At 33.4% G+C, this 13,315-nt stretch carries 11 protein-coding genes; 6 read left to right on the forward strand and 5 right to left on the reverse strand.

Translation table 11 applies throughout. The annotated features are described in order from the left end of the window. Positions 1–331 precede the first annotated feature (331 nt). From IPM34_05410 to IPM34_05420, 3 genes are read right to left on the reverse strand one after another with little or no spacing between them, the layout of a single operon-like run. Positions 332–856, reverse strand: coding sequence for a replication protein (locus IPM34_05410; protein ID MBK8954979.1), 525 nt, complete (start codon positions 854–856; stop codon positions 332–334). After that, a complete protein-coding gene (locus IPM34_05415; GenBank protein MBK8954980.1) occupies positions 816–2,459 on the reverse strand; it encodes a recombinase family protein in 1,644 nt (547 codons plus the stop codon). The genes IPM34_05410 and IPM34_05415 overlap by 41 nt, the downstream gene beginning before the upstream one ends. Before the next feature lie 18 nt (positions 2,460–2,477). Further along, entirely contained in the window at positions 2,478–2,654 is a 177-nt protein-coding gene (locus IPM34_05420) for a hypothetical protein (GenBank protein MBK8954981.1), read from the reverse strand. 106 nt (positions 2,655–2,760) lie between these two features. On the opposite strand from IPM34_05420, the gene IPM34_05425 reads away from it, so the two are divergent. Then, positions 2,761–3,963 (forward strand): type IV secretion system DNA-binding domain-containing protein, encoded by a 1,203-nt coding sequence (locus tag IPM34_05425; protein ID MBK8954982.1) that lies wholly within the window; start codon positions 2,761–2,763, stop codon positions 3,961–3,963. 7 nt (positions 3,964–3,970) lie between these two features. On the opposite strand, the gene IPM34_05430 is transcribed toward IPM34_05425, so the two are convergent. Both IPM34_05430 and IPM34_05435 read right to left on the reverse strand, forming a co-directional pair. Next, complete coding sequence (locus tag IPM34_05430; GenBank protein ID MBK8954983.1) at positions 3,971–5,563, reverse strand: T9SS type A sorting domain-containing protein; 1,593 nt, start codon at positions 5,561–5,563, stop codon at positions 3,971–3,973. Then, positions 5,560–8,667 carry a T9SS type A sorting domain-containing protein gene (locus tag IPM34_05435; GenBank protein MBK8954984.1) on the reverse strand — a complete coding sequence of 1,036 codons (3,108 nt, stop codon included), beginning with the start codon at positions 8,665–8,667 and terminating at the stop codon, positions 5,560–5,562. The genes IPM34_05430 and IPM34_05435 overlap by 4 nt, the downstream gene beginning before the upstream one ends. Positions 8,668–9,044: 377 nt before the next feature. Between IPM34_05435 and IPM34_05440 the strand changes: the two genes are divergently transcribed. From IPM34_05440 to IPM34_05460, 5 genes are all read left to right on the forward strand, one after another. Further along, positions 9,045–9,524, forward strand: a complete 480-nt coding sequence (locus IPM34_05440; GenBank protein ID MBK8954985.1) for a JAB domain-containing protein — start codon at positions 9,045–9,047, stop codon at positions 9,522–9,524. A gap of 34 nt (positions 9,525–9,558) precedes the next feature. Further along, the gene (locus IPM34_05445) at positions 9,559–10,482 is read left to right on the forward strand and encodes a DUF1738 domain-containing protein (protein ID MBK8954986.1); all 924 of its coding nucleotides are present in this window, start codon (positions 9,559–9,561) and stop codon (positions 10,480–10,482) included. Between the two features lie 742 nt (positions 10,483–11,224). Continuing rightward, positions 11,225–11,425 carry a hypothetical protein gene (locus tag IPM34_05450; protein MBK8954987.1) on the forward strand — a complete coding sequence of 67 codons (201 nt, stop codon included), beginning with the start codon at positions 11,225–11,227 and terminating at the stop codon, positions 11,423–11,425. A gap of 134 nt (positions 11,426–11,559) precedes the next feature. Continuing rightward, complete coding sequence (locus IPM34_05455) at positions 11,560–12,585, forward strand: hypothetical protein (GenBank protein ID MBK8954988.1); 1,026 nt, start codon at positions 11,560–11,562, stop codon at positions 12,583–12,585. Continuing rightward, the gene (locus IPM34_05460) at positions 12,582–13,289 is read left to right on the forward strand and encodes a hypothetical protein (GenBank protein ID MBK8954989.1); all 708 of its coding nucleotides are present in this window, start codon (positions 12,582–12,584) and stop codon (positions 13,287–13,289) included. Before IPM34_05455 ends, IPM34_05460 begins: the two co-directional genes overlap by 4 nt. Positions 13,290–13,315: the final 26 nt, after the last annotated feature.

Below are 13,315 nucleotides of genomic sequence, written 5' to 3' on the forward strand. Positions count from 1 at the left end.
AGTTTATTCTTCTAATGATGTCTATCGTAGACGGTATTAATTGCCAAATTGGCAATTTTTTCGCCCAAGTTCCGAGTTTAGATATAAATCTACGCTTTAATAAGCATTGAATTAGTATTGATTGATATATCAGGCACCTCCGCACCTGTAGGAACCCAAAATCTACGGCAATGAAAAAGAACCGCAGATTGCAATCCAACGGTGCAAAGGCACCGTCATAAAATATATTTAATCCGATTAAATAGTTAATAATCGAAATGAGAGGTAGTATCTGAAGTCCCGATGTTAAACCATTCAGTCCTTCTTTATATGTTCATTTTAGCATGATCAATTATGAATTGTCAATTCCAAATTTCCTTAGATAACCTGAATTCCTTATGGCTTCACTGATACTAATTCCATTTCCGGTCTTAAAAGGAAGTCTTTTTTCTTTTGTTTTGTTTTCTTTTGTATATTTAGTTTTGTTATATGCAACATTTTGCATATCTTTTGGTACTTCATTTGCATTGGTTGATGTCATTGGTTGCATATCTTGAATAGAATAGAACAATTTCGTTTTACCTCGTCTGTCCAGTGAGTAATTTAAAGATTCATGGTTTTGACCGGTTATGTTAATTAAACCACGCTGTGAAAGCGTTTTTAGCGTTTCAGATATAGTTCTTACTGATAGTCCGGTCTTCAAACTGAATTGACTTTGAGATATCCTGTCTCTGGTTTTTCTTTTACCAGTATATCTGTCTATCCAACCAGAAGTTTGTCGGATTATGATAAGAAGTATTTTTAATTCCGATTCAGTTAATTTTGGGAGATATTCATCAAAGAGTATGTTCGGTACTTGAGTTGAACATTTCATCATAGAGTAATTTTTCTTCATTATCCTGATCATTCTCGACCTGAAGTTCAAAGAATCCCATGATGATATCAAGGAGTTCTTTCATTCTTGCTCTCAATTCCGGGGTATACACAAGCTCTTGCGAAAAGTTGTTGATTTTGTCATTATCTACTGTACATGTTCGAGGTATACCCCGTTCATGTGCACATGATGAATTATTGAAGCGATTTGCTATGTCATTGAATGGTAAATTCATTGTAATCATTAGCTTTTTTCCATGTACTTGAAGGTTCGAGGTGAACAATTTGATGATTCTCCTTTTATCGTCAATTATGCTATTTATATACGAATTCTTAAGGCTTTTTATCAGTTCGAGGAAATTTCTGGTTTTTCGGAAAATAATTTCCCTATGATTGCTAAACTGATCTGATTTCTTGTTTAATAGTTGGATTTCAATCAAGCACTTCTCTTTCTTTTCTTCAAATTGCACCTTATCAATCATACCTTCAATAAAGGCATCGGCTAACCTATCTAATTTAATGGATATTTGGCTTCTACTAAGCCTTAAAGAGTCTTCAATGCTTTTAGAATCCTGGCTGTAATTTATTTGGGCTTCCATAAGTAATTCATTTAGTAAGTTGCTTTCAACCGGATGCAATTGAACATCTTCCATAGATTTTAATAGCATTTTTTCAATCATATCTTCACGAACACACTTGGTAGGACATTCCTTTGTATGACAACGGTAATAGATGTGTCCTTTAGCAATTTCTCCAATCAATGAGTAATTACATCCTTCGCATTTTAATAACCTCCGGAATAGAAAATTGTGTTTGTTTGATTTAGTATTGGTTTTTCCCTTTAGGATGTTTTGCACATCAAAGAAAAGCTTAGGGGAAATAAGGGGAACATGGTTGCCTTGGAAAGTTTTACCTTTTACTTTCATTACTCCGGTATAGAATGGATTGTTGAGTATTTTTGAGAGTCCTTGGTAGGTAATATCTTGTCCGATTGAATTTTTTAATCCAAACTCTTTCATAATTTCAACCAATTCATTTAGATTGTATTTTCCAGTCGCATATAGCTGAAAAGCCTTTTTAACTAATGGGCTTTTTACTGGATCGATAGCTTTAATATTCCCTCTGCCAGTATCGAGATATCCGGCAGGAGCCATAAAGGGGTAAATACCTTGCTTTAAACGGCCGTATAGTCCTTTCATAGCCTCTTCACGAAGATTTCGAATATAATCCGAAGCTATGACTGCTTGAATATCGGCAGCCAATCGACCACCACGTCCTTTCATATCCAGACTTTCATGTGCAAAGTGAATTTCATATCCTTGATCAATTAGATCTCCAAGAGAAGCCCAATCCTTAAGATTCCTCGCACTACGGTCTATTTTATGGATAATCACACCAGTAGCTTTACCGGACTTCACTAACTTCATCATTTTGTTGAATAACGGTCTGCCTTGTTTGGCTGCCGTTTCCTGTTCTTCAAACCATTCAGTGATATTTAGGTTATGCTTTTCCGCATAGCGAATAATCGCTTCCTTTTGTTCTTGAAGCGATACGCCAGTTCCTTGTTTGACGGTTGAAACCCGTATATATCCATAAACATTTTTCATAGTGATATTCTATCATAGTTAGTCTGATTTATTAAAGTCGATTGGCTCTTTGCCTTCAACTTCCATTCGATTGCAAATTTCTTTAACCAACAGCAAGTAGGCTTTGAAATTCTCTTCAGCTAATTGCAGTTCTTCTTCTGTTCTCCCCTTACAAACATCTCGTATGAATAGTGAAAGTTTGGATTCATTTTGCATATATCAAGTCTAAAGAAATCAATTCTTAATCGTAGAAGGTAGAAACTGACACAACGGAAATTTATGCCGTCTCCACTGGATATTTATAAATGTATATACTCAATCAATGGACAATGAAAACACCCAAAATAAAATAAATCCTGATATTACTTACTTTGGAGAAACAACTTTTAGGAATCAAAGGAGGCGGTTTGGTATTAAGCAAGCTGACCGGTTGATGCACACTTATATCATTGGTAAAACCGGCACAGGTAAATCCACATTGCTTGAAACAATGATTATGCAGGACATTTATGCCGGCAGAGGATGCTGTCTATTAGACCCTCACGGAGACTTAGTTGAAAAAGTTGTAAGTAAAATACCTGAATCGAGAAAAAATGACTTGATATATTTCAACATTCCTGATCCAAATCTTAACCTTAAATACAATCCATTTAGAAGAGTTTCGATCGAAAAACGCTCATTGGTTGCTTCCGGTATTTTGGATGTTTTCTCCAAGCTCTGGGATAGCGCGTGGGGTGTTAAATTAGAGCATATATTAAGACACACCATCCTGACTTTACTTGATCAACCGAAAGCAACCGTAGCGGATATAGTCGAGATACTTTTGAACAAAGACTTTAGGAAAGAAGCATTAAGGTATGTTAAAAGCGATAGCGTGAAAAAATTCTGGAAACGAGAATTCAAAGAGTATCATAAATACGACCTGCTACCTGTTTTAAATAAAATTGGAGGCATGCTTGTTCATCCTGTTATTAAACGAGTTTTAATTGATAATCCAGAAGAAGTATCCCTAAGAAAAGCAATGGACGAAAAGAAAATCGTTTTGGTCAATCTCTCCAAAGGTCATGTAGGGGCTGATGTCTCCCATATCCTTGGAGCCTTGTTTATTACCTCAATTGCTTCTGCTTCATTCAGCAGAGTAGATACAGAAGAAGATAAGAGAGTTCCGTTTATGGTCTATGTAGATGAATTCCATAATTTCACTACTTTATCTCTAATTGGAATGTTTTCCGAGCTACGTAAGTTTAAAGTTGGAATGACAATGGCTCACCAATATATGGCTCAACTTGATCCTGATATTAAAAGTGCGGTACTTGGAAATGCCGGAACTGTTATATCATTTAGACTTGGCACTGAAGATGCGATGCAGCTGTCAAAAGAAATGTATCCCGAATTTAATGTGGAGGATTTTATTAATCTCCCGAATTACAAGATTTATTTAAAACTCATGATTGATGGGAAGCCGAGTAGGGCGTTTAGTGCAATTACCTCCCTGGTATATAGACAATATTTATGCTGGCTCTAAGTTAAATTTAATTATCATTATTAATAATAAACATTTTATTAGATATATGCTTATTTCCATCGTAGATTTTCAAACAATAAATGCCACTTTTCAATTTTGAAATGTCAAGTTGGTACCCTTCAGTGTTTAAATAATAATCGATCGCTGACAATATTTTCCTTCCAATCAAATCATACACATCTATCTTAAAATAATTTTCAATCACATTATCCAAGTTGATTCTCAACCAATCATTAGCTGGATTTGGATATATTTTAATATCGCTTTTACCTACGTTATCTACACCAACTTTGTGGGTTAATTTGAAAACATTGGAGTACAACTCACAGTCTATATCAAAACAACCTAAACTGTCTAGAATCATCACAAAAGCATCTTGATCAAAATTATCATTTGATCCCAAATAACGTTTATAAGCACCAATAATAATTAGCGACTTATCATTTAGCTCAGCAAAATCATAAAAAGTAAATAAATTAATTAGTGAACTATCTGAAAGCTTAAAATATGGTGTTACATAAGTTCTCTGCCATAATAATTCCCCAATTACATTGACTCTACTAAGTCGAAATCCAGGTGCATAGTTGGGATATACGACGCGATCCCCAGCATCATCCATGTAAATAATGTCGTTGTTCTTACACTTTAAAATCTTAATTCCAGTCTTGGCATCAATATAATTTGGTATTAAAGTATATTTAATAGGATTATTGGCCTTATCTAGATGAATTAAGAATGCATGCCTATAAGCCGAGTCTTTTCCAGGAAAGTTAATTAGGCTATCAAATCTTGCTGTAACTATGTAACTACTATCATTTCCTGCGCAAGTAAAATGCACCATAGTTGAAAAATTGCATGAGTCACGATCGGAACTGAATAAATGTCGACGAAATTCATCAAATGACCCATAATAAGAAATCTTTCCATTTTCATTAAATCTAATTAGAAATGATTTTTCACAAGGGAATATCGATCCTGCAACAAAGTATTTATATTTTCCTACAATAGCATATTCATTAGATGAAAACTTAGTCATTTCGACAGGATTGTTTACAAGATAAGTAGAATTATTTTCAAGACAAATCTTATCTTCCCATATCAATCCACCACTATAATCAATTTTAAAAATATAAGCCGTATCAATTGGAGGGTTAGACTGAAACTTTGTAGAGTTTATAATATAGCCACTCCCATCATCAATAACTTGATTTCCAAATATATTAGCATCTGGATACTCAAATTTGAATGTATTTTTAATATTTCCCTCAGTATCCATTTCCCTTAATATTGTTCCATATTTACCTCCTACAATATAGATACCAAAAATCAAATACTCAATTGTAGGTCTTGAGCTTTTATAGAGTTTTCCTGAAAATCCATTTTGCTCCCTCTTATAAATTAGTGTGCTATCAAATCCAATTTTATATATGCTATTACACACTGAATCGCACATATTATTAACTATGAAGACATAACCATCATCCGTAGGTAATACAGAATAGGCAGAATTCTGTCCTGATTCCTCTAATACACTAAACGATTGAACAAAGGCAGTAGTATCACAAATGAATAAAATTATTATTATGACCAACTTCTTCATAACTTAATAATTACATGAGACTTATGTTTAAACATATTACTTTCTAATCTAAATAAATATAGACCTGGTTTAAGCCCGCTAAGATCTACTTTAACTCTATTATTCAGAATTAAAATATTTTCAAAGTATACACTCTTTCCCGTAACATCGTATACGTTAAATTTAATGTAGTCATCATTAGAATATCTATCAACATATAAATTAATTTCACTTTCAACTGGATTGTTGAAGAATACTGTAGGCTCTAATCTTATGCCACTTTTTTCAAATCTAGTATATTGTTGCATTGTATCTCCATTCATACTAGTATCAATGTATCTTTCAAAATATAAGACCAATAGAGCGCGAGCAAAATTCGAAACCCAAGTTGTATCTGTTGCAACGTCCTCTAATAATAAACTATCTTGTGCAGTTGGAAAATTAGTTGAGGGACTTTGTAAAAAATCTAAGTGTATTTTTTCAATAGTGTAATATTTGTTGTACTCAATTGCGGAGTTAGCCAACTGTGCCAAAATTGAATCAGCTAATAGATAATTTCCCTTACTAATTTCTAGTCCAGCGATTAGAGTTGTTTTTTCATAAACATCTTCGTTGAGTAGAAATGTGCCCAAACTCTCGTAGTCCCCAGTAGAAAAAATGGATTGCAATATTTTCATTTGATACTTGCCACGATAAAATTTATTCATTTTATATTCAGATACAAGACCGACATACTCTGGATCATTTGTAGACATATTTTCCAGTTGAGTCTCCTGATTAGCAACTATTACCTTGAAATCTGTATACTTCTGACTTAGATAAGTAAAGCTAGTATCTTCATCTTGGTATAATGTTCTATCTATTGTATCTGGTATATTATTTTGTGAACAATTAGGTGGTATTTCTCTATGAGTGAAAGCATCAATATTACTATGCAATGAATATCCAGCTGTGCATGTAGCATCAGGTTTTGGGGTTAAAAAATGGCAATGTGGAATTGCTCTTGGATTTGGACTTGGGTTTGGCACCCAATAATTAAACTTAGGTAACCTAGAAAACAATTCAGGACCATCATTGTTGTATGTATGAAAATAATTATTATTACTCTCGGATCTGCTACCTTGGTCATCAAACAACGGAACTGGGTTAATATATACGTCATTTCTAGGGTGATTAAAGCAATTTGAAATAAATTGAAACTCATTATTTCTTCCCCAAGTACGAATACCACTTGACCCATTTGATGAAGAGTAAAAATAATTTGCAAATAATTCTTTAAATCTTGAATAGGTATTAGTTAAATCCAATCCATAATTACTGTAACCAACCAAAACATTTCTTTCAATATCAAAACTACTATTACCACTAATTTGAATTCCACGAATTCCTTCATTAAACTGACAATCTTTAACATCCAATCCTATTACACCATTTGAATAAATATGTGAAATTCCATTAAAGGTACTCCCACCTTTAGAAAAATTACATTTATTATGAACTTTAATAGGATCAGACACAAATGAAAAAGTGCTATGTACTTCTAAACCATATTTATTACCATAAAATTTACAATTTTCAATTTCAGGATTTGCATCAATAGATCTAATTCCTCTCCGTAAATATCCATCATCTAAATGTTGAGCTTCAAATCTGCAGTTGGTTATTTTTACATTCTTAACATTCCACATGGTAATTCCAGCATATCCAGTTGTAGAAGCAAACGCACAATCATTAAATGAACTTGCATTATTTGAAGCAGTAAATGGCATAAAGGCCACCCCTCTTCTATGTTCTAGAAAATCTGTTGAGTTAGCTTGTATAATTCCTCCCCAAAAATCAGGTAACAAATAATTTTCATCCTTCCATGTAAATACTCCATCAACTGGCTTAATTAAAGTTGCAGTGGAAAGATAAACCACACCTGGATCGTCAGCTGCTAGTGTATAATATTTCAAATCACCAGATGGATGTGATTTTCCTGGATTTCCCCACACTTCTATACCCCTCCAATAATCAGTTGGGCATAGATTGGAAATAGTTGCCCCAACAACAATAAGTTTTGCTCCTCTTTTCACGACGAATTTAGCATTAGTTTTAATATCACAAGTAATCGTCAAAGATGCTGTTGGCTCAATGACAACATTCCGAAATAATTCCTTGTATGAATCCCAAATAACATTACTCCCAGCTGAAATAATTATTGGAACTGGATCTGTTTCGCACAACTCGGAATGGTCCAAATATACTCTAATTTTATTTAATCCATTGCGAAATTTTATAAATTGCTTTAATGACATTGAGCAGGAACACCCATTGTATGTCATAAGATTATTAGAATTCACTGTCTCCTCATCCTTGTTGATATCAGATTCATCCGCAACAACACCTTTGTAAACAATATTAGTTATAGGATCTGTATAAGTATGTGATACATGAGATAGCCCCGCAATAATATGCCCAACTTCATGGTTTATAGTCGGTCCTAAAACCACCCCATCACCCTGACCTTGGAATTCAGCCCAATACCATTGATTATGCACTCGCAAATTGCGTGCTAAATCTCCTTGTTGTGCTTCACCTCCAATACTAAAATTCTTCACACCATCTTTCCAATAAAATCTTGATCCCAGAACAAAGATATTCATAACATTTGGATATTTACTAAACAGCGATTCCAGATGCCCTGGGGAGAAATCAGGATCACCATCACCTATCGGTTCGTTAATATCATAAGGAGCGTAATTATGAAACCAAATTCCTCCATATATATCAGGTTCCTCACAAATTTGCTGATTTGTATAAAGTATATACTCAACTCCTAGATCATCTATATGAGGATGATTTGTTCCATCCGGTTTCTTACTAATCATCGGTTGCATCTGTGAAAAACCTGTGTTCATTTCCTGAATGATTTTATTTGCAGCAAAAATTCCATTTCTTGATGCATTACCTAGTCCATTATCCGTAGGTGTATAATTATTATTCCCATTGATATCTAGAATAAAATGAATATTAACTCTTATTTTCACTCGTGGAAAATCAATTTCTTGATATTTGTCGCAAAACACTGGCGGATTTCTTTGTGTTTGAGCCTGCGCATTAGATTTTAAAAATATAATGAGCATAAATGACATGAGAATAAACAAACAAGATTGAATTCGACTGTACATAACTTGTTTTTTAAAGTGATAAATAACTTAAAATTAGGCTTTTTTATTCCTAAAATCTTGAAGCAATTAATATTTAAAGATAAAAATAACAAGTCATTTTAAATACTGTTGTCAACTAATCGGTTAAATATTTATTTCTTTTATGTATAAAATACAATTCAATTTGCATATAAATATTCATAACGATTGTATATAAAGATTGTTGATATAATTTCAAAGAAAGTTATTGAGTAAATTAAGTAGTAGAATGTCAATATCTACCGTCTTTGTTTATCTACACCTTTTAAATATACTGGTTTAGAAATTTTCTTTAAAAATCTAAATCAGTAACCATGAAAAATTTAATTGGCGCAAGCCAAATACCTCCGCTATTGCAGGTAGCAGAAGTAAAAGTTATTTACCAATCCAATTTTCCCTTTGTTCATCACCCAAGTGTTTATAGCTCAAGCGATGCAGAAAAAATATTTCGAATTAATTGGGGTGATGACATTGAATTGGTGGAAGAATTTAATGTGTTGTTTCTTAATAGAGCTAATTATGTAATGGGAATATTGCGATTAAGTCGTGGTGGATTAGCAGGAACAGTTGCCGATCCACGTATTCTTTTTGCAACAGCACTCAAAGGACTTGCAGTGGGAATAATTGCCGGACACAATCATCCATCTGGTTCAATTAAGCCAAGTTCTCAAGATATAGAGTTAACTAAAAAGTTAAAAGAGATTGGTAGATTTCACGAAATAACATTGATAGATCACCTTATTCTTTCTCCACGTTCCGGATTCTATTCCTTCGCTGACGAAGGAATGCTCTAAGTAATTCATTTTTTCACTTTTAAAATTTATTGTAATGAAAACAACAACTGAACCCAAGGTTCAACAGACTTCTAATACTTCACTTTATGATGAAGTGACGAACAGAATCATCGCCATGATTGAAAACGGTGTAGCACCGTGGAGAAAAACATGGAGCACTTATGGCTTAGCTCGAAATTATGTTTCGGGCAGACTTTACACTGGTATCAATTACATACTGATGAATAATACCGGACATCCCATTCCATACTTTGCAACATTCAATCAAATCAAAGAGTTGGGTGGAACAATTAAGAAAGGAGCAGAAGCTAGTCTTGTCATCTACTTCAAAATGTATTACAAGGATAGCGATGACAAGACACTAACTCCTGAAATAGCCAAGGACAGATACCAAAAAGGAGAGGACATTAAAGTATTGAGGTTCATCCGGTATTACAATGTCTTTAATATTGAAGACATTGAAGGTATTGAGATAGACCAAACCCGGTTTCCTGAGGTAAAACTCTCGGATAATGAGAAAATAACCCGATGTGAGGAAATCATCATGAATATGTCCAACCCACCGGATTTAAGGCAAATTGACTCAAATAAAGCTTTTTATTCGCCAGAACAGGATTTCATCAACCTCCCATCAATTGGACAGTTTGAGACTTCAGAACATTACTATGCAACTTACTTTCACGAGCTGATCCACGCAACTGGTCATGCATCCAGGCTGGCAAGGGTTGAGGTTATGGACTTTTCCGGATTTGGAACTACACCTTATAGTAAGGAGGAATTAGTAGCCGAAATGGGTGCTTCTATGTTGTGCTCTTTGGTTCAAATTGACTCAGAACAGGTTAAGGAAAATTCGATCTCATATATGGCCGGGTGGTTAAAAGTCCTGAAAGAAGACCCTAAGTTTATTTTCAGAGTTTCTGCTGAAGCACAGAAGGCGGTAGAGTTTATATTAAATTGATCATTAATGGAAATCACTTGCGAAATAACCAAAAGCGTAAGTGATTTTTTTTATACATATTTTATTTTGTTATATGGTAGATATTTGAACTATTCATAAGTCAAAATAACCTAATATTGAATCATTTATTTATCACACCATAAAATATTTTAATTTTTAATATACATAAATGCTAAATATGTATTCACTTGCTAGAGAAGAAGCAGCATTTTCAAAATAAAGTAGCTCTTATTAATATGCGTTCGATAAAAAATGTTTTATTTAGCTCTATGTCTCCAATCTTGAATATCAAGTATGATCCTCCTGATGATCCATATTCGGTTAGGGACATTTCAAAATTGAATTTGAAATGTCCTTCTATAAATCATTATGTTATCTTGATCCTAAAAATTCTTAAGTTCTATAGCTACCTAATAATTGTTTTAATTCAGTTTTATAAAATTAGATTAGCGCAAATTTTAAAAATTACACATATATATATTTACAAAGCCTGTTCAGAATATGGACGGGCTTTGCACATTTATTAACTTGGAAAAATATTTAATGAAAAATAAATAAAAAAAGCTGGCCCCGTTGGAGAGAACCAGCAATTGTGCTTTTGATACAACCTTATTTTTGCCGATAACTTGTATCAAACTTTTGCAAATGTACTAACTATTATTAAATAGTATACATAAAGCAAAAAATATTTCAATCTTCTCTCCTGTGGATTTCCAGCATATTATTAATAAAATAATATGAGATGGAATACATTAAAGGAACATTACCGCTAGTTGTTTCGCTAAACCGCTGGTCTTCATTTTCATCAGAATCTTTGGATTCCGAAGATCCGCTATTAATGAAGTTTATTGCTGTATCAAAATCCAGGCATCTTAACCTTGATGAAGAAATAAAAAAATATTTCACTCAAACTCAACCAACAACCAATGAAAGCAAGTCATAGAATTTTCATTGGGTCCCAATTCCTATTGCTTTTACTCAAGCATGAAAAATGCATTGACGAGGATCCAATATCTTATTAAATTAACTAAGGTCCTCAAGATAAATATTCATTATTTAATTTTTAAATTTTAACAAATGGAATATTATAATAAAGAATTTTATTTCGGTATTCGAGTGGAATCTCTCGAATACTATATCAAAACAAATCTTACTGAGCTCAAAGAGAAAACTCTCCAAAGCACAGACTTGATAGTTCATCAAGGTCTTAAGAACACGCTTGTTATTCAACATGAAATTGCTACTGCTATTGAGGTTCTCAAGGCTCATGTAAGCAAGACTCTTAATCCGGAAATCGAGAAATTGGACCAGGAAATTCAACAAGCAGATTTGGAAGGGTTAAAAATCAGAACTGCTCCAGAGGTTGATATAATTGATCAGAAGATCAATAATATTGAGGTAGATATTAGAAGAATAATAATTAGTTATGATTGGTCTTCCTACTACAAGGTGTTAATTGGTATTGTCGCATTGAGTTCAATCGATGCTTTAATGAACTACTCCAGCTATCAAGTTATTGCCAAGTATTTGTTATTTGCCATCCTGCTTTCAGTTGCGACGGCGATCGGCCTTTCTTTAGCATCCCACACATTAGGAAAATGGATGCAAAAGGCGTTGACTACAAAGGGAAAGTGGATCTGGTTTCTATCAGGTCTTCTTGGGGGTGGTGTTGTTTTCTTTGGATTGGGATTACTTAGACAGACATATTTAAGGGATACCGGTTTACTTGCTAATTCTCCTATCATTTGGATGCTCTTAAATAACTTCTTTTTTGCAATCGCCATTTTGCTTGCATTTACGAAGCTTCCATCAGATGCTCAAGAAAAGGAAAAGCAATTGAAAGATCAGAAACTTCAGGAAATTGAGAGGTTAAATGCAGAGAAGAAGCTTTTATTGGATAGGCTTGAGAATGAAGTAAGGCGAATTCATGAATGTAAGCAAAAGCTTGAGGGTTTTAAAATTTACAGGACTGAATTATTTAATCAATTGGATAGTGAACGAGACCATATCGTTTCTAATTGTAATCGTGAATTTACCATCAAAAGTGGTTCGCGTTTACAACAACCACCGCAGTTATTAATTCAAAATAATCAAATGTCATGAAGGCACTTAATTGTTTTTGCACACTGCTGATTTTTTCAGCAGTGTGCTTTTCATCTTGTAATGAAAAACCGAAAGTTCACAACATAACCATTGTATCTGATTTGACTGAAGAACATTTTAATGGAATTGCGATGTCAGAATTTAAAAAAGTATCAGCTCTGACTAAAAATTCTATGAATGGAGAGTTGACGAGGTTGATACCTATAACAGAATTAGGATTTAATCGATCTTATGAGGTTGTAATTCAAAAGGACTCAAGCCTTTTGATGGGAAATGATTATGAAAGAACTGATTTGGTAATTGAATATTTTTCGAAGATTGATTCCTGTTTAAATTTTATAATTGGAGATAAACATGATCGATCAGGATCTGTAATATTTAAAGTATTAACAGAAGAACTTAATAGATTGAGTGAATCAACGGCAGATTCAAAGACAGCAATTTTTAATACTGATTTTATGGAAAAGTCTTTCATTAATTTTTATGACATAGCAACAATGAATGCAATCAGGAAACATCCGGATACAATAATACAAAAATTGTTAAAAATGTATCCTATTAAACGACTAAATGGTGTTGAGATTTACTTCGCCTATTTGCCTAAGAATATTGATGATAGTGAAAGGTATGAAGTTTTATCTCAGTTTTATAAAAAGATGTTTGAATCATTTGGAGCCAAAGTGCATATTGTAGGAGCAATTTAATCAACCAAACACAATGATATGTCCCA

It is taken from the genome of Saprospiraceae bacterium, assembly GCA_016716185.1.
In the GTDB taxonomy this organism is placed as follows: domain Bacteria; phylum Bacteroidota; class Bacteroidia; order Chitinophagales; family Saprospiraceae; genus Vicinibacter.

What these genes read in the sequence shown, in the direction of transcription:
- IPM34_05440 (MBK8954985.1), top strand. Translation starts at nt 9,045, where the DNA reads ATGAAAAATTTAATTGGCGCAAGCCAAATACCTCCGCTATTGCAGGTA.
- IPM34_05415 (MBK8954980.1), bottom strand. Translation starts at nt 2,459, where the DNA reads ATGAAAAATGTTTATGGATATATACGGGTTTCAACCGTCAAACAAGGA.
- IPM34_05460 (MBK8954989.1), top strand. Translation starts at nt 12,582, where the DNA reads ATGAAGGCACTTAATTGTTTTTGCACACTGCTGATTTTTTCAGCAGTG.
- IPM34_05430 (MBK8954983.1), bottom strand. Translation starts at nt 5,563, where the DNA reads ATGAAGAAGTTGGTCATAATAATAATTTTATTCATTTGTGATACTACT.
- IPM34_05425 (MBK8954982.1), top strand. Translation starts at nt 2,761, where the DNA reads ATGGACAATGAAAACACCCAAAATAAAATAAATCCTGATATTACTTAC.
- IPM34_05435 (MBK8954984.1), bottom strand. Translation starts at nt 8,667, where the DNA reads ATGCTCATTATATTTTTAAAATCTAATGCGCAGGCTCAAACACAAAGA.
- IPM34_05420 (MBK8954981.1), bottom strand. Translation starts at nt 2,654, where the DNA reads ATGCAAAATGAATCCAAACTTTCACTATTCATACGAGATGTTTGTAAG.
- IPM34_05455 (MBK8954988.1), top strand. Translation starts at nt 11,560, where the DNA reads ATGGAATATTATAATAAAGAATTTTATTTCGGTATTCGAGTGGAATCT.
- IPM34_05410 (MBK8954979.1), bottom strand. Translation starts at nt 856, where the DNA reads ATGATGAAATGTTCAACTCAAGTACCGAACATACTCTTTGATGAATAT.
- IPM34_05450 (MBK8954987.1), top strand. Translation starts at nt 11,225, where the DNA reads ATGGAATACATTAAAGGAACATTACCGCTAGTTGTTTCGCTAAACCGC.
- IPM34_05445 (MBK8954986.1), top strand. Translation starts at nt 9,559, where the DNA reads ATGAAAACAACAACTGAACCCAAGGTTCAACAGACTTCTAATACTTCA.